Consider the following 16,807-nt stretch of genomic DNA (forward strand, 5'->3'; position numbering starts at 1 on the left):
CAGAACGGATATAGAGAACTTAATACGGATAGAATACTATCTTGAGAAGTACGGCTATCCTGATGCCGATTCTATTGGAGGTCTTGCGTTGGTTACTCCCATTTTCATTTTGCAGCACTCTCCTTCATACGAGAAAAGAGCTGCTTATTTTGATATGATCTACAAGGCTTATCTAGAAAAAGATATTGATGCTGACCTGTTGGTCATATATTTAGATGGCTTACACCAACTAAAATTCAATGAATTTTTAAAAATCGATGGTCCTTATCAGCCAGTTGAAAAGGTTGATGTTTTATTAGAGAAACTTGAATTGAAGAAATAACTCTTTTTCTACTTCTCGTTAAATAAATCTATCAAAGTCTGTGAAGTAACCTTCACTCCAGTTTCAATAGATGCCTTAGGTTCAGGATAGTAAAATGGTGAATGTAATCCTGGCAATTCATTAGCGTCAATTTTCTGTTGCGATACTGTTCCTAACCAAAACAACACAGTTGGAAACTTCTTATCCCAGGTGCCATAACGGGCAAAATCTTCACCTACTAATTGAGGTTCTGCATACAGCACATTTTCTTTACCAATTACTTTAGAAGCCGAAGCTTTTATTTTATTGGTAAGACCTGTGTCATTCAAATTTGCAGGGGTAAAAACCTCAGGAATATTGACTTTTGGCCATTTTTCTTCAGGTAGCCCAGCGGCCATTGCAATACCATTACTCACCTCAATTATTCTTTTATGAATATACTGTCTTACCTCCTCTCTAAAAGTTCTTACTGAAAGCTTAAGCTTTACATGATCAGGGATAATGTTGGCAACAGTCCCACCCTGAATAGCTCCAACGGTAATAACCGCATCATCTATTGGTTTAACATTTCTACTTACGATAGTCTGTAAATCCATGATAATCATACTACTAATAACAACAGGATCAACTGACATATGAGGTGTAGCACCGTGAGCACCAACTCCATAAACATCTATTTCAATGGTTTCAGTATTTGCCATAGTGTAACCATCGGCAATACCTATTTGACCTACTTTTATTGTGGGGTTACTATGTAGTCCTATGCCATAATCAGGTGTTCCAAACTTCTCATAAAGGCCGGCTTCCAACATCATCTTAGACCCCTGTCCTATTTCTTCGGCAGGCTGACCAATCAGCATCAAAGTTCCATTCCATGCCTTTTTGTTTTGAGCCATAGCTCTGGCCGTACCCAGCAATGTAGTCATATGCACATCATGTCCACAAGAATGCATTGTACCCACCTTACTGCCATTTAAATCTGTTGTCAACTTGCTGGTATAAGGAAGCTCGGTCTTCTCATACATTGGTAATGCATCCATATCTGTACGATAAAGAATTTGAGGCCCCTTCCCATTTTTAAGAATAGCAACAATGCCATAGCCTCCGAAATTTTGAGTTACCTCATAACCAGCTTTTCTTAATTCCTCTGCAAGTGCATTGGCCGTATTTTCTTCCCTTAGTGAAATCTCAGGATTCATATGGCGCTCTTTGTAAAAGGAGACAAGGTAATCCATGTCATCAGCTAGGTACGCTTCGATAACATTAGGCACATCTGCCGAGATAATGGTTAATGAGAAAAATAAGATTAAGGCTGTCTTTAAAAATCGCATAGAAAAGTAATGTTTAAAAGTTGAATTTAAGGAATAATCACTTAAAACTACTCCTCAAACTATCAACATTAAAAATTACTTGCGTTTGCCTAAAAGTATGCCTTTTCTAAATGCATCTGACATAGCCGCTGGTATTTCCGCCTCTGCAACTATTACCATTGCTTTAGCTTCCTGAACCCGAGCAGTCATCTCTTGTTCTAAAGCCACAGCCATAGCTCTGCGCTCTTCAGCTTTTGCCTTAGCAACATTTAAATCTGCAGCAGCCTGATCAATTTGTAACATAGCACCAATATTGTTACCAATATTTATATCCGCAATGTCAATAGATAGTATCTCAAAAGCTGTACCTGCATCAAGGCCATTGGCCAGCACTGATTTAGAAATGCTTTCAGGATTTTCTAATACCTGAAGATAGTTTTTAGCAGTACCAATACTAGATATAATTCCCTGGCCAACACGAGCTTTAATGGTCTCCTCTCCGGCACCTCCAACAAGTCTTTGCAGATTGGTTCTTACTGTAACCCGAGCCTCAGCCAGCAACTGTATTCCATCAATTGAAACACCTGTTATTTCTGGCACCACAACTACATAAGGGGTGACAGAAACCTGCACAGCATGTAACACATCTCGGCCTGCAAGATCTATAGCTGTAGCTTGTTTAAAACTTAAGTTCATATTAGCCTTATCAGCTACAATTAAAGCTTTTATTACTGCATTAAGATTTCCATGAGCAAGGAAATGAGTCTCCAATTGGTTGATTGTAACATCTTTCAAGCCAGCCTTAGTAGCAGTAATCATAGCATTAACCACCAGACTTGGTGGCACTTTTCTAAATCTCATAAATACCAAGTCAAATAAATTGACTGACACACCTGAAAATAGCGCTGTAATCCAGAGACTTATTGGAAATATATAAAAGAATAGCCAGAGCCCTACAATAAAAACTCCAATGGTAACGAGTGTTGCTATTTCCATAAAACTGTGATTGGTAACGGCCTTAGCCTACCACCAATGTAGTGGAAGTTTCCCTACTTTTAATTCGTTTGGCGAATTAAATTCGGTAGACTCTATCCTATTTATCACTCTGTTTGAGCTCAACACGAGTTTTAGGCAGCATCTCTGGATATTTCTTTTGAAGAAATACTATAAGCTGTTCGCGTACGTGTACCCTTAAGTCCCAACCAGTAGGAGCATCTTTAGAGCTTACGAGTACTCGCAGTTCCATATTATTCTGTTTTGCATCCGTAACCTGAATAATATTTACCTTACCATCCCAAAGCGGTGTGCCTTCCAGTATTTTTGTGAGCTGCTTTCTCAATACATCAACATCCATATGATAGTCGGTGTAAATAAAAACCGTACCAAGAAGCTCCGAGGTTGTGCGGGTCCAGTTTTGAAATGGCTTCTCTATGAAATAGGTTGAAGGTACTACTAACCTTCTTTTATCCCAGATGTTTATCACAACATAAGTCAGCGTAATTTCTTCAATTTTTCCCCACTCATTCTCTACGATAACAACATCATCTATTCTTATTGGTTGCGTTATTGCTATTTGAAAACCAGCTAAAATATTACTTATCAACCGCTGCGCTGCCAAACCAACAATGATACCCGCTATACCGGCAGAGGTTAGCAGACTCACGCCTATTTGTCTAATACTATCAAAGGTCATTAGAGCCATGCCCAGTGACACAACCACAATGAGTACCACTATTATTCGCTCGAACACTCGAACCTGAGTAAATATCTTACGCGCTTTTAAATTATCCTCACTCTCAAGGTCATATTGGCCTAATAATACTATCCTTCCAATACCTACAATTCTAATTATCAGCCAAGCGGATGTCCAGATTAAAAAAATTATTTGAAACTGATCGAGCCAAGCATAAGAATACCCTAGAAGAATTATTGCAGGCCGAAGCAAAATAGAAAGCAGTAGGAAAAATAACGGCTTTCTAAGCTTGAGCATCTGAAATTTATTCAGGTTTTTATCAATCTTTATCGGCCGCAAAAGAAGATAAATTATGTAGCTACCAATAAACGCTACAAGCATTACCGAGGCTAAAACGACAATATCTTTAAGTGGTCTATCTAAAGAGGAAATCCATTCGTTCATCCTTCAATTTAAGGGATTTTGAATGCGTATAAAAATGAATTGCAGCAGCTTAGAATTAGATTAACAATTCAATCGATTTAAACGCCTTCAATAGGTAATAAAAATATTGAAATGGATTATTTGGTTCTTTCGATGGTAAACCTCACCAATTGAGATAGTGAATTACGGTAAACAGAGTCCTCAAATGTTTCTAAAATCTCCATAGCTTCATCGAAGTACTTCTTCATTACTCCTTTTGCATATTCAAGACCACCAGATTTTTTAACAAACTCAATAACTTCTTTTACTTTCTTGTTATTCTCAGAATGGTTACGAATAATATTAATGATCCTTTTCTTCTCTAACCATGGTGCAAGACTTAGTGCTTTGATTAAAGGAAGTGTCATTTTCTTTTCTTTTATATCGATGCCCAATGGTTTACCAATCTCCTCATCGCCATAATCAAAAAGGTCATCTTTAATCTGAAAGGCCATGCCCACCTTTTCACCGAAAAGGCGCATGCGCTCTACAGCTTCAGCATCGCTATTCACCGAGCTAGCCCCCACTGAACAGCAAGACGCTATTAAAGAAGCCGTCTTCTGACGTATGATTTCATAGTAGACTTCCTCATTAATATCTAGGTGACGAGCCTTGTCAAACTGGAGCAGTTCTCCTTCACTCATCTCTTTTACAGCAGTAGATACAATCTTAAGCAGTCCATAATCTTCATGCTCTACCGACAAAAGAAGGCCTCTGGATAGCAGGTAGTCACCTACCAAAACAGCAATCTTATTCTTCCAGAGCGCATTGATGGAGAAAAAGCCTCTTCTATAGTTAGCATCATCAACTACATCATCATGTACCAATGTAGCTGTGTGCAAAAGCTCTATTAAGGACGCACCGCGATAAGTTGATTCTTGAATTGTTCCACATGTGCCCGCACTTAGGAAAACAAACATCGGGCGCATTTGCTTGCCCTTACGTTTTACTATATAGCCCATGATTTTATCCAATAGTAGAACCTTGGTTTTCATCGATGCACGGAATTTCTTTTCGAATTCCTCCATCTCAGAAGCAATGGGCGATTTAATTTCTTTTAGGTTAAGGGCCATCCTGACAAGTGAGCTACAATAATACTGACAGAATATTTCCCAATCAAAATAATTTAAGGTATCCATCATTTTATTTCGAATACGATAGAATTTCTAAGATTCATAAGATTTAGCATCAATTGAATTCAATATTTTTTTAAGCTCTTGTTTGAATATTGAATAAAACCGTATCTTTCTTTCCGAATTCAAAACATACTATGGACACTCATTCTATTGCCTTTAATCACATCGTCACATCACTGATTATTCTGGCAGTTGCTTTCATTATTTCAAAAATATTAAGGTATGCGCTTAATAGGTTCGTGCGTGCAGCTTCTGCTAAACTTAATGTAGATCCTACCAAGTACAATTTCTTTAAAAATGCGGTAAGTTTCATCGTATTCATTGTAGCGATGATGATAATCTTTTACCGTATACCAGAGCTTAAAGCATATGGTGTTACACTTTTTGCTGGAGCTGGTGTATTTGCCGCAATCATTGGTTTTGCTTCTCAGTCGGCATTTTCCAATATCATAACAGGTATATTCCTGGTTATATTCAAGCCCTTCCGTGTTGGAGATCATGTGTCCATTAGTAATAATATGGCTGGTGAGGTAGAAGATATAACACTTCGTCATACCGTCATCAGAAATTATGAGAACAGAAGGATAGTTATTCCAAATTCTGTTATAAGCAACGAAACTATAATCAACTCATCGTTGAATGAGGATGAAACTTGCATGTATTTAGCTATTGGCATATCCTATGATTCAAATATTGATCTTGCCATGAAAATCATACAGGAAGAAGCTCAGGCACACCCGTTCTTTTTAGATAGAAGAACAGCCGAAGATATTGAAGATAACAAGCCAGCAGTACTTGTAAGAGTAATTGATTTTGGGGACAGCTCTGTTAACTTGAGAGGCTATGTTTGGGCAGAGAATCCTATTGATGGTTTTGCCATGAAATGCGACCTGAACAAATCCATTAAAGAAAGGTTTGATAAAGAAGGTATTGAAATACCGTTCCCTCACAGAACTATAGTCTATAAAGACAAAAAATAAGCACTATGCAGTTTAACTTACCTGACCTTACAAATCTGCCTAAGTTGGTTTTTCCAAAAATAGGAACTGCAACCAAAACGGCTGGCTTACCTCCTGGTCAACTGGTTCATTTGGGTGAGAAAATCACAGATAAATCAACAGTCGATCTTATTCATTATCATGAACAGGAGTATGATGAGACTATTTACAATAACCCAGAAGAAGCGCTGAATAAAATCACCGAAGATAAAGTCAATTGGATCAATATCGATGGACTACATAATGTTGATTTTATAGAAAAGGTTGGTGAACATTTTGAAATAAACCCGCTAGTTCTCGAGGATGTATTGAATCCTGACCAGCGCCCTAAAATAGAAGATTACGATCAGTACATATTTTTTACGCTTAAAACACTTAATGCGCTCAAAGGTGAGAATATCATCTATGAACAAATGAGTTTTGTTCTCGGCAAAAACTTTCTCATTTCATTTCAAGAAAGAGAAGGTGACTTGTTTGAAGGGCTCAGAAATAGGTTAAAAAATGATCCTAAAAGCAAGGCCAGGAAGCGGGGAGCTGACTATCTGTTTTATAGGCTTATTGATACCATTGTTGATAGTTACTACCTCATACTTGAAAACCTTGGAGAACGTATAGAAGCACTCGAAGATGAAGTTTTCCTTGACCCTTCTCAGAAAACACTAAAGAAAATTCAAGGCCTTAAGAAAGAATTAATATTTCTTAGAAAGTCTGTCTATCCTATAAGAGAAGCCATTAGCAAAGTTTATAAAGGGGAGTTTCCGTTCATTAAAAAAGAAACTGAGCGCTATTTTTCAGATGTTTATGATCACTGTATACATGTGATTGAAACTTTAGAAACCTATCGCGATCTCACCGCCAGTTTAATGGATATGTACATGACTAGTGTTAGTAATAAGATGAATGAGGTAATGAAGGTGCTGACTGTAATTGCAACCATCTTCATTCCACTAACCTTCATTGCTGGTATTTATGGAATGAATTTCGACAATATGCCCGAGCTACATTGGGAGTATGGCTACTTCTATGTCTGGGGTCTTATGATAACAATGTTTGCAGGCATGTTATATTACTTTAAGAAGAAGAACTGGTTTTGATCATCTGATTAATTCAAGCGCCAGGTGCTTTAGGTCGGACAAATTATAATTCTTAAATTGAATATTAAACAATTTTGACCTGAATAAGATTAGTGATATATCAAGCACCTAACATTTAATCCTTGAATACAAATAGAAGACTTTATTGGGTTGTCGGTTTAATTGGTATTTTAATGATTATCAATGCATTTCTGATTTATGAAAATGGAAAAAGAATTGAAGAGAATCAGGATGAAATAAGAGCTGCGGAAAGGGTAAAATTGGAAGCCGAACAAATAAAACTCGCATTACATTTATTGGACTTAGGAATTAGAGCATATGTAATCACAGACTGTGTTGATATGTTCGAGGACCCTCGATCAAGTGCCACTGAAATTAAGGACAGAGCATTTGACTACCTATTTATTAGTTTGATTCGTCAAGAATACAATACCGATGAATTAAAGAAATTGAAGATTGCTGTGAATGGCTATTTTGAATTTGTTAATGGAATAGCTCTCGAAATGAATAATAGTAATGTTGAATCTGCAGAACGCATGGTTATAGAAGATCGTGGGTACGAGGTTTGGCTTGCTGCAGAAATATTTTCCTTGGAAATCAGGGGATTTGAAGATGAGATAGAGGAGCAAGCACAGGCCGAGTTTAATAATGCCATAAAGTATTCTTATTGGCTTCAAATTATCCTTTTCTTCATCACAATACCAACGTTAATCTATGCCTCCTATCACAGCGTAAAATCCATATATTATCACCGACAGCTAACCGAATCTGAAAAGGAAAAGGCTACAATACTGGAAGAACAAAATGAAAAGCTGGAACTACTAGTTAGAGAAAGAACCGATGAGATTTTAGCACAAAACGAGGAGATAACCGCGCAGAATGAAGAGATAAGCTCTCAAAACGAACAGCTTCATAAATCGAAAAAAATAATTGAAGAGCAACAGAACAAGCTTAAGCTCAGAAATGAAGAACTGTCAGCGGAACTGGTGGAGCAAAACGCTGAATTGAAAAACACCAATAAGATACTCATAGGTCAGAACAACAAGCTCGAGCAGTTTGCCTATATCATCTCGCACAATCTAAGAGCTCCAATAGCACGACTTTTAGGCCTTGGTTATCTAATCAATAAAACTGAAAATGAGAAGGAGAAAGAAGGAATCGTCAATTTAATGATTAATTCCTCAGAGGAGTTAAATGAAGTTATTGATGATATGAGTCATGTCCTGCTCATTCAGAAGCCTGGAAGTAAAGTGTTTGAAAATGTCAGGTTCGACCACATTCTAAATAAGGTAAAGAAAACGCTCAGGCATGAAATAATAGAAAATCAGGTGACCCTTAATACGGATTTCACGGAGGCAAATGAGGTCTATTCTTTACCGCTTTATATTGAAAATATCTTTTATAATTTAGTAAGCAATGCCATCAAGTATCAACATGAAGACCGTCATCCGGCTCTTGAAATAAAAACCAGAAGAGAAGAGGATGACATTGTGCTCACCTTTACTGACAATGGACTTGGAATAGACTTGGATAGAGATGGTAAAAAGCTATTCAGTCTTTATAAAAGATTTCATTTCCATGTTGAAGGTAAAGGACTTGGCCTGTACCTTGTTAAAAATCAAGTAGAAACACTGGGTGGTTCTATCAGAGTTGAAAGCCAACTCAATAAAGGCACAACTTTTACCATCAAATTCAAGAGTAACGTTGATAAAAGCATCCTTATCTAAGCAATCAACTTACAGTTTCACATAGGTATTATTTTTACTTGATTCAATGGCTTTTTCAATAAATAACATGCCTCGAACTCCATCTTCAATATCTGGCATATTAGCTTTTGAATTAGATTGAATGCTATCAAGAAAACGATCATAAAGTGTTACAAAACCTTTTAAAAAGCTTATATCATGCCCGTCAGGCAATAGTCTAGCCGCTTCAGTTAGGTCAACATCAAATTCATCAATTTTAATCTCTTCTAAACTGTCTTGCGATTTAAAGGCAATAACTTTTGGACTTTCATTAGTCCAATGCAAACCACCCTTACTTCCATAAACTTTTACATTAAAAGAATTTTGCTCACCCGCACATGCCTGCCCCACTGATAAAGTCGCTTTCACACCATTTTCATACCTCAATAAAACATTGGCATCATCATCAATTCTTCTTCCTTCTACCAAAATTGAAACATCAGCTACAAGCTCTGCAACCTTGGCACCAACCAGGTATTCGGCCATATTAAAAGCATGAGTACCAATATCCGCTATAGTACCCCCCAGTCCAGAAAATTTAGGATCTGTACGCCACTTAGCCTGCTTCTGCCCATCATTCTCAATAAGTTCATTGAGCCATCCTTGAGTATAATCAACCTTTATCTTTCTGATATCTCCAATTTTACCTGACTCAATTAACTCTTTTATCTTCAACACCCCTGCATAGCCACGGTAAGTGTAGGTCATGCCGAACTGATAATTTGAAGAATCAACAATTTGCTTTAAATCAATGGCCTCTTGATAGTTAATGGAAAGTGGTTTATCGCACATTACATGAAAGCCGGACTGTAAGGCTAATTTTGCAGCTGCAACATGTAAATGATTTGGTGTTGTAATTGCGAGAAAATCCATGCGCTCTTTTTCAGGCAATGAGAGCTCCCCTTCTATCATTTCTTCAACACTTCCATATGCTCTGCTGGCATCCAGGCCTAATTCTTTTCCTTTTTGTTGACTTTTTTGATGGTCCGAACTGAAAGCTCCGCACACTAATTTGGCTTTACCCGTTGCTTGTGCTGTTAACCGATGAATATCTCCAATCATAGCGCCTGGACCGCCCCCGACCATTCCCATTTTTAACATACCTTTTATCATATTTGTTGAAGTATTGAATCTAAGCTTTTTTGACCAAAAGATGAATGTTCGTATCTTTTTGACTTGTTTAAAATTTTCCCGCATTTAAGATAGATGAATAGAAGAGAAGCAATAAAACGAACCTCGATGATGCTCGGTATTGCGGCAAGCTCGCCTGTAATTATGAGTATTTTAGATGGTTGCGTTCCACAGAAAGAATTGGGATGGATTCCGGGTTTCTTCAATGAAGATCAAGCCATATTAGTGGCTGACATATGTGATATCATTCTACCAAAAACTTCAACTCCAGGAGCATTGGATATTGGTGTTGATGTTTTTATTGACCATATCGTAGGCAGCTGCCTCTCAACAGAGGAACAAGCCATATTCTCAGATGGCCTTATTGAAGTAGAGGCCGAAAGTAATAAGTTAGAAGGCAAAAACTTCTCTTCATTAAGCAATGAGAGTAAAACCAAAGTACTTGAAACTTTAGAAGCAAAAACTGATACTGAAGATTACGACCCGCATGCGAGTGGGAAGCCTTTCTTTGCAAAAATTAAAGAACTGACGCTTCTGGGGTACTTTACATCAGAAGAAATAATGACACAACATTTAGATTATGTGCCGATACCTGCAGGGTTTGAAGGGTGCAATGAGTTAAAAGAGGGGCAAAAATTAAAAGTAGGTAATCACGTATGAAAACGAAGGAAAATGAATTTGATGCCATCGTGGTAGGATCAGGAATTTCCGGTGGATGGGCAGCAAAAGAGTTGTGTGAGCAAGGATTAAAAACATTAGTGCTGGAAAGAGGAAGAGATGTCAAACATGTTCAGGATTACCCAACAATGAATAGAGCTCCATGGGAGTTTGACCACCGCGGACTAGAGACAGAAGAAATCAAAGAAGAATATTATGTGCAAAAAAAGACTCATGCCTTTGACGAGAGTACAAAGCACTTCTTTGTAAACGATAAAGAAAATCCATATACCAACCCAGCAGATAAGGAATTCAGATGGCATCGTGGCTATCATGTTGGTGGTAGATCACTGACCTGGGGTCGCCAAAGTTACCGCTTATCGCCTATGGATTTTGAGGCAAATGCGAAAGAAGGCATTGCCGTAGATTGGCCAATAAGATATGAAGATTTGGCTCCATGGTACGACTATGTAGAGCAGTTTGCGGGTATAAGTGGTCAAAACGAGGGTTTAGCACAACTCCCAGATGGTAAGTTTCAGCCACCAATGGATATGTATTGTGTGGAGAAAAAAGTCAAAGGTGCAATAGAAAAAAACTGGTCAGATCGTATGATGACTATTGGTAGGACTGCAAATCTTACTAAGCCGATTCATAACAGAGCGAACTGCCAATATAGAAACCTATGTAGTCGTGGCTGCCCCTATGGTGGATATTTTAGCAGTAACGCTTCAACACTACCTGCTGCTGAAGCAACAGGCAACATGACCATGAGACCATATTCGATTGTCGAGTCTGTGATCTATGATGAAAATACAAAGAAAGCCAAAGGAGTAAGAATAATAGACGCTGAAACAAGCGAGACACATGTATATTATGCCAAGGTAATTTTCCTTTGTGCTTCTACGCTCGGCTCAACCTGGATCATGCTTAATTCGAAAAGCAATGCTTTTCCTAACGGGCTAGGAAATACGAGCGAAACTTTAGGGAAGTACTTGATGGATCATCATTTTCAAGTTAATACAATAGCTGATTTCGAAGGCTATGAAGACAAATATCATCATGGCTTTCGTCCTAATGGTATATATGTACCAAGATTTAGAAACATCAAAGACAAGCACCCTGATTTTTTAAGAGGGTATGGAATGCAAGGTGGCGCTAACAGACAAGGTTGGGGCTATGGTAATCGAAAGCTTGGGTTTGGTGCGGAATTTAAAGATGAGCTCATGAAACCAGGGCCATGGGAAATGAACCTCAATGCCTTTGGTGAGTGCTTGCCTTATGAAGATAATGCAGTTGTGTTAAATCATAATGTTACTGACAAATGGGGCTTACCAACGCTTCATATCTCTGCTGAGTTTAAGGAGAATGAATTTGCTATGCGTAAAGACATGGCTATAACTCAGGTAGAAATGCTGGAGGCTGCTGGAGGTAAAAATATCAGAACAACTGATACAGATGCAGTACCAGGCTATGGTATTCATGAAATGGGAACTGCACGAATGGGACGTGATCCTAAAACCTCGATGCTCAATGGTTTTAACCAGCTACATGAAGTTCAGAATGTGTTTGTTACAGATGGCTCTGCTATGACTTCATCTGCTTGCCAAAACCCAAGCTTAACCTACATGGCACTAACAGCTAGAGCTGCCCATTATGCAGTAGACCAACTAAAAAAACGAAATTTATAATTATGGAACGTAGAGACTTTTTAAAAATATCAGGCTCATCTGCACTAGGGTTGGCATTAATACCTTCCTTAATTTCATCATGTATGGGCAGTGCTCAAAAATCTTATGGCATCGGCATATATACAGTTCGCGATGCTCTGGAAAAAGATTTTAAAGGCACCCTCAAAAAGCTTTCAGAAATCGGATTTTCAGATTTGGAATTCTGGAATTACAATGAAGGGGCGATTTTTGGAAATCCTGCTGCAGAAGTTAAAAAGATGATGGATGATTTTGGTTTAAAGTCGACCAGTCTGCATGCTGGCATTACTCCCTTGACCAATGATTTTGACAGACTTTTAGAAACTGCCTCTACGCTAAATGAAAAGTATTTGGTTTGTAATTACCTGGTTGAAAGTGAAAGAACCTCACTCGATGATTATAAGGCACACAGTGACTTGTTAAACATGTGTGGGGAAAAGGCGAAATCTGCTGGCATTACCATGGGGTATCACAACCATGATTTTGAGTTTTTTGATTTTGATGGTCAGAAACCCTACGATGTGCTTCTGGACAGGTGTGATAAAAACCTTGTTAAATTTGAAATGGACATGTATTGGATGACTGTTTCTAAGCAAGACCCAGTGGCATATTTCAAGAAGCATCCGGGAAGATTCCCTTTGTGGCATGTTAAGGATATGAACAGAGAAAAGCAATTCACTCCGGTAGGTGAAGGCGTCATTGACTGGAAGGAAATTTTTGCCAATGCTGATACTGCAGGTTTAGAACAGTATTTTGTTGAGCAGGATCAATCACCAGGGGGTGATGTTTTTGGAGATATTACAAAAAGCCTGAGTTATATTAAGGAAAACAAACTATAAAAAAAAGGCCTCAATTGAGGCCTTTTTTATTATCATATAATTCGAAATTACATCTGCTTGATCTTGATATTTCTAAACCAAACGTCATCACCATGATCCTGTAATCCGAAGTACCCCTCTTTAGCTACATCAGCCCAGTTAGGATTCAATTCAGGAAATTTGCTAGCAGCAACATCTTCCTTCCACTGTGGAGTCCATAAGTGGTACTCAACAACAGTTTCCCCATTTTGCTTATGTACTACAGTACCATTGTAAACAATGATTTCCACTTGGTTCCACTCACCATCAGGCTTAACATTCTGAGGATCAGCAGCATAAAGATCATAAAGAGACCCAGCTCTCCTGTTACCATCTTTACCTAAGTTCCAGTCAATATGTTTAGGAGATAGCACCTGCATTTCAGGAGCAGTTTTCCATATATAATCTAATTCAGGAGTCTCCTGACCAAGATAGAATATACCAGAATTTCCACCTTCAGATAGTTTCCACTCTAGCTTCAAATGAAAGTTGCCGAACTTCTGATCATATAGAATGTCTCCACCATTTTCAGAGCCAGCTTCACCTCTACCAGAAGCAGCCATATAAATACTACCGTTGTCAATTTTCCAGTCAGAAGGCACACTATCTTTATGGTAACCTCTCCATCCATCAAATGACTCTCCATCAAACAGCATCATCCAGCCATCTTCTGTTTCAGCCTGAGTAAGCCCATTCATAACCGGCTCTTCTGCCACTTCTTCTACTGCCTCTTCAGTTGCAGTTTCATCTGTAGCTTCAGCATTTTCGCCAGATTTTGATCCACATGCCTGGAAGATAAATAAGACAAATGCAAATACTAATAATTTAATTTTCATAGTTCTCAAATATTTATTGTTTGTTTAGATTAATAACTCCAGCCCTTTCTATAGACTCTTTTTATATAGCTTTCAGCTGCATTTTTAGCATTTATTGTTTCATATTTTGTATCAAACTTTGGATCACCATCTATCACAGTAAACTTATCTGAAGACACCACTCTTATTTCCTCATTATCTCCAATATTAGTAATCTTCATGTTTTCTGCATCCCACTCTAATCTTCTTCTTAAATCCTGAAGCCTAACAGCTAGATTACCAGCCACTACAACTTCATTTAAAGGACCTGCATAGTCAAAGTTTGAACTTGCTTCCACTCTCGACTTTTTGTTCTCCTTAGCCGCACGTACCCAATCCATTTCATGTCCACCTTCCATGGCTTTAGGAATTCTACGCAATTCATTTGTTACAGGTGGTGGATTGTCCTCTCTACCAATAATAAATGGCTGCATAGCGTAAGTACCGCAGATCAATGTACCTTTAGTTCCGTAGAATATAGCACCACCCCAGCCTCTTTGGTCACCAGGGTACCAGCCATCTTTAAGACCTTCAGGCCTATTAGGCTTCAGTCCACCATCAAACCATGTGAATTCAACAGCAGGCATTTTAATTTTTCCTTTAGCAGCTCTTTCACCGAAATAATATGTTACCTTCTCTGCCACAGGTGCGCTCTCAGTATTCACCTGAGATGACGTAGCTTCAAAAGCATAAGGATACCCTAACTCTAATGCTTTATAAACAGGATCCATAATATGACAAGCCATATCACCTAAAGCACCAGTTCCAAAATCCCACCATGCGCGCCAGTTCCAAGGAGTATAAGCTGGGTGGTAAGGTCTCTCAGCAGCTGGCCCTAAGAATAGGTCCCAATCTAAAGTAGAAGGTACATCGTGTTTTTCTGTAGGGCGTTCCAAACCTTGAGGCCAAATTGGTCGGTCAGTCCAAGCATCTACCTTAGTAACTTCTCCAATTTCACCATTCCAGATCCACTCACAAACTTTACGCATATCGTCAGATGAATTACCTTGGTTACCCATTTGAGTAGCTACCCCTGTTTCTTTAGCAAGCTCACGAAGTCTTCTTGACTCATAAACTGAATGTGTTAAAGGCTTTTGCAGATACACATGTTTACCAGCAAGCATTGAGTCTTTGGCCGTTACATAATGAGTATGATCAGGTGTACTAATCATGACTGCGTCTATATCCTTGTCCATTTCATCGAGCATTTTACGATAATCTTTGTACTGCTTTGCTTTCGGATAATCATCAAAACACCTTTTGGCATATTTCCAGTCTACATCTGCAAGAGCCACGATGTTTTGTGAATTCATATTTCGAAGGTTCCCCCTACCCATTCCACCTACTCCAATTCCGGCAATATTCAACTTGTCACTTGGCGGAACATAACCAAGGCCAGAAACCACATTGCTAGGCACGATTGTTACACCGGCAGCAAGTATTCCTGAGTTCTTAATAAATGTTCTTCTGCTAAGTTTTTCGTTTTTAGGTTTTTCGTTTTTCATTGATATAAATTTTCTGGATAATTCAGTTTAAGGACTTAATTTATTAAAACTATTCGGTAAAAAGTAAGAATTCATACGTTTGCTTTGTAAAATTTATACCGCAACCGTTTGCAATTTGGATAAGCGAGAGACGACTTATCCCATTCTCTAGAAAATCGTCATTTCTACTTTAAAACCACAAATTGCAAGTCGATTAAATTTTATATCTTGGCTTTTTCTAAAAATTCAAAGTGCATTATGATCAAAAATCCTTTCCTTTTGTTGGTTATTTTTTCGATAACCATTAGTTGTAAAAAAGCAATGGAAGAAGAAGTAAAAACAGTGGCAGCTTATACCTTTTATGTGGGTTCGTATACCTCAGACCAAAGTGAGGGAATCTACAAGTTCGAAATGGATTCTTCAGGAACTCTAACAAATGCGGGACTGGTTGCCAAAACAGAAAATCCATCTTACCTGGCTGTTACCGCTGACAATAAATATCTTCTGGCTGTTAATGAAAATGAAGCAGGTACTATGGAGTCCTTTAACATCAAAGAGGACACCTTGATAAGTATAAACAGAACATCTACTTCTGGTATTCACCCATGTTTTATTACAACTAATGTCAATAACATGATACTTACTGCCAACTACTCAAGCGGCAATGTGGCACTTTCGAAGCTTAATGACAAAGGTGAGATCCTTCCATTGCTGGATTTGCAGCAACACGAGGGCAGTGACACTACAGATAGACAAGAAGGGCCTCATGCGCATTCAGCATGGTTTAAGAATAATGAAGTCATTTCCGTTGACCTTGGCGCCAACGAATTGTGGTTTTCTAAAATAGTGAATGATAAGTTTGAGTTTGCAGCTCAAAAGACATTAAGAATGGCCGGAGGTGCAGGTCCAAGGCATTTAGCCTTTCACCCAGCAAAAGAATGGATTTATGTTATTAATGAACTGAATGGCACCGTCTCTCAGGTTGTGAAGTCGGATAGTACATATAGCATAGCTTCAACCATAAGTACTCTTCCTGAAAACACAGAAGAGAAAAATCAAAGTGCCGATATTCATGTGTCTGCTGATGGCAAGTTTCTTTATGCATCTAACAGAGGACCTAATACAATAGCTATATTTTCTATAGATCAACAAGGCGGAGGACTTTCTTCTGTTGGTTTCGAGTCTACTAGAGGCGACTGGCCTAGAAATTTTGCTCTCAGCCCCGATGATAAGTTTCTGTTAGTTGCCAATGAAAGGTCAGATAACATTGTTGTTTTCGAGCGAAATAGAGAAACTGGCTTGTTGAAATTTGTATCTGAAACCGAGGCTTATACCCCCACATGCATCCTATTTAATTAAAATTAAAGGAACGATTTAAA

The 16,807-nt window shown here is 38.3% G+C and carries 15 protein-coding genes; 8 read left to right on the forward strand and 7 right to left on the reverse strand.

Annotation, left to right across the window (positions count from 1 at the left end):
* Positions 1–322: hypothetical protein (locus tag E1140_RS21430; RefSeq protein ID WP_221412658.1), on the forward strand; the 322-nt coding region annotated here is incomplete at its 5' end.
* An 8-nt stretch (positions 323–330) separates the two neighbouring features.
* On the opposite strand, the gene E1140_RS07780 is transcribed toward E1140_RS21430, so the two are convergent.
* The 4 genes from E1140_RS07780 to E1140_RS07795 all read right to left on the reverse strand — a co-directional run bounded on the left by E1140_RS07780 (position 331) and on the right by E1140_RS07795 (position 4,839).
* Positions 331–1,632, reverse strand: coding sequence for a M20 metallopeptidase family protein (locus tag E1140_RS07780; RefSeq protein ID WP_155181305.1), 1,302 nt, complete (start codon positions 1,630–1,632; stop codon positions 331–333).
* Positions 1,633–1,707: 75 nt separating this feature from the next.
* Complete coding sequence (floA, locus tag E1140_RS07785) at positions 1,708–2,607, reverse strand: flotillin-like protein FloA (protein ID WP_155181308.1); 900 nt, start codon at positions 2,605–2,607, stop codon at positions 1,708–1,710.
* 97 nt (positions 2,608–2,704) lie between these two features.
* Complete coding sequence (locus tag E1140_RS07790; protein WP_155181311.1) at positions 2,705–3,748, reverse strand: mechanosensitive ion channel family protein; 1,044 nt, start codon at positions 3,746–3,748, stop codon at positions 2,705–2,707.
* A gap of 116 nt (positions 3,749–3,864) precedes the next feature.
* Positions 3,865–4,839, reverse strand: a complete 975-nt coding sequence (locus tag E1140_RS07795; RefSeq protein ID WP_155181344.1) for a polyprenyl synthetase family protein — start codon at positions 4,837–4,839, stop codon at positions 3,865–3,867.
* Positions 4,840–5,036: 197 nt separating this feature from the next.
* Here E1140_RS07795 and E1140_RS07800 point away from each other — a divergent pair, with 197 nt between their 5' ends.
* The 3 genes from E1140_RS07800 to E1140_RS07810 all read left to right on the forward strand — a co-directional run bounded on the left by E1140_RS07800 (position 5,037) and on the right by E1140_RS07810 (position 8,721).
* On the forward strand, positions 5,037–5,882 hold the full coding sequence (locus E1140_RS07800; RefSeq protein ID WP_155181314.1) for a mechanosensitive ion channel family protein: 846 nt from the start codon (positions 5,037–5,039) through the stop codon (positions 5,880–5,882).
* Positions 5,883–5,887: 5 nt separating this feature from the next.
* The gene (gene corA / locus E1140_RS07805; RefSeq protein WP_155181317.1) at positions 5,888–6,994 is read left to right on the forward strand and encodes a magnesium/cobalt transporter CorA; all 1,107 of its coding nucleotides are present in this window, start codon (positions 5,888–5,890) and stop codon (positions 6,992–6,994) included.
* A 122-nt stretch (positions 6,995–7,116) separates the two neighbouring features.
* On the forward strand, positions 7,117–8,721 hold the full coding sequence (locus tag E1140_RS07810; protein ID WP_155181320.1) for a sensor histidine kinase: 1,605 nt from the start codon (positions 7,117–7,119) through the stop codon (positions 8,719–8,721).
* 9 nt (positions 8,722–8,730) lie between these two features.
* Here the strand turns inward: E1140_RS07810 and E1140_RS07815 are convergent, their stop codons facing one another.
* Positions 8,731–9,852, reverse strand: coding sequence for a Gfo/Idh/MocA family protein (locus E1140_RS07815; protein WP_185153476.1), 1,122 nt, complete (start codon positions 9,850–9,852; stop codon positions 8,731–8,733).
* 93 nt (positions 9,853–9,945) lie between these two features.
* On the opposite strand from E1140_RS07815, the gene E1140_RS07820 reads away from it, so the two are divergent.
* From E1140_RS07820 to E1140_RS07830, 3 genes are read left to right on the forward strand one after another with little or no spacing between them, the layout of a single operon-like run.
* The gene (locus E1140_RS07820; RefSeq protein WP_155181327.1) at positions 9,946–10,530 is read left to right on the forward strand and encodes a gluconate 2-dehydrogenase subunit 3 family protein; all 585 of its coding nucleotides are present in this window, start codon (positions 9,946–9,948) and stop codon (positions 10,528–10,530) included.
* Positions 10,527–12,215 carry a GMC oxidoreductase gene (locus tag E1140_RS07825; RefSeq protein ID WP_155181330.1) on the forward strand — a complete coding sequence of 563 codons (1,689 nt, stop codon included), beginning with the start codon at positions 10,527–10,529 and terminating at the stop codon, positions 12,213–12,215. The genes E1140_RS07820 and E1140_RS07825 overlap by 4 nt, the downstream gene beginning before the upstream one ends.
* A 2-nt stretch (positions 12,216–12,217) precedes the next feature.
* Positions 12,218–13,072, forward strand: coding sequence for a sugar phosphate isomerase/epimerase family protein (locus E1140_RS07830; protein WP_155181333.1), 855 nt, complete (start codon positions 12,218–12,220; stop codon positions 13,070–13,072).
* A gap of 47 nt (positions 13,073–13,119) precedes the next feature.
* Here the strand turns inward: E1140_RS07830 and E1140_RS07835 are convergent, their stop codons facing one another.
* Both E1140_RS07835 and E1140_RS07840 read right to left on the reverse strand, forming a co-directional pair.
* Entirely contained in the window at positions 13,120–13,926 is an 807-nt protein-coding gene (locus E1140_RS07835; protein ID WP_155181337.1) for a 3-keto-disaccharide hydrolase, read from the reverse strand.
* A gap of 29 nt (positions 13,927–13,955) precedes the next feature.
* Entirely contained in the window at positions 13,956–15,449 is a 1,494-nt protein-coding gene (locus tag E1140_RS07840) for a Gfo/Idh/MocA family protein (RefSeq protein ID WP_155181340.1), read from the reverse strand.
* A gap of 237 nt (positions 15,450–15,686) precedes the next feature.
* Between E1140_RS07840 and E1140_RS07845 the strand changes: the two genes are divergently transcribed.
* Positions 15,687–16,787 (forward strand): lactonase family protein, encoded by a 1,101-nt coding sequence (locus E1140_RS07845; protein WP_155181343.1) that lies wholly within the window; start codon positions 15,687–15,689, stop codon positions 16,785–16,787.
* Positions 16,788–16,807 lie beyond the last annotated feature (20 nt).

Source organism: Fulvivirga lutimaris (assembly GCF_009711525.1).
GTDB lineage: Bacteria > Bacteroidota > Bacteroidia > Cytophagales > Cyclobacteriaceae > Fulvivirga > Fulvivirga lutimaris.

Bases quoted from the DNA above. Each gene is read 5' to 3' on its own strand.
- E1140_RS07780 (WP_155181305.1), bottom strand. From the start codon at position 1,632: ATGCGATTTTTAAAGACAGCCTTAATCTTATTTTTCTCATTAACCATT.
- floA (WP_155181308.1), bottom strand. From the start codon at position 2,607: ATGGAAATAGCAACACTCGTTACCATTGGAGTTTTTATTGTAGGGCTC.
- E1140_RS07790 (WP_155181311.1), bottom strand. From the start codon at position 3,748: ATGAACGAATGGATTTCCTCTTTAGATAGACCACTTAAAGATATTGTC.
- E1140_RS07795 (WP_155181344.1), bottom strand. From the start codon at position 4,839: ATGGCCCTTAACCTAAAAGAAATTAAATCGCCCATTGCTTCTGAGATG.
- E1140_RS07800 (WP_155181314.1), top strand. From the start codon at position 5,037: ATGGACACTCATTCTATTGCCTTTAATCACATCGTCACATCACTGATT.
- corA (WP_155181317.1), top strand. From the start codon at position 5,888: ATGCAGTTTAACTTACCTGACCTTACAAATCTGCCTAAGTTGGTTTTT.
- E1140_RS07815 (WP_185153476.1), bottom strand. From the start codon at position 9,852: ATGATAAAAGGTATGTTAAAAATGGGAATGGTCGGGGGCGGTCCAGGC.
- E1140_RS07820 (WP_155181327.1), top strand. From the start codon at position 9,946: ATGAATAGAAGAGAAGCAATAAAACGAACCTCGATGATGCTCGGTATT.
- E1140_RS07825 (WP_155181330.1), top strand. From the start codon at position 10,527: ATGAAAACGAAGGAAAATGAATTTGATGCCATCGTGGTAGGATCAGGA.
- E1140_RS07830 (WP_155181333.1), top strand. From the start codon at position 12,218: ATGGAACGTAGAGACTTTTTAAAAATATCAGGCTCATCTGCACTAGGG.
- E1140_RS07835 (WP_155181337.1), bottom strand. From the start codon at position 13,926: ATGAAAATTAAATTATTAGTATTTGCATTTGTCTTATTTATCTTCCAG.
- E1140_RS07840 (WP_155181340.1), bottom strand. From the start codon at position 15,449: ATGAAAAACGAAAAACCTAAAAACGAAAAACTTAGCAGAAGAACATTT.
- E1140_RS07845 (WP_155181343.1), top strand. From the start codon at position 15,687: ATGATCAAAAATCCTTTCCTTTTGTTGGTTATTTTTTCGATAACCATT.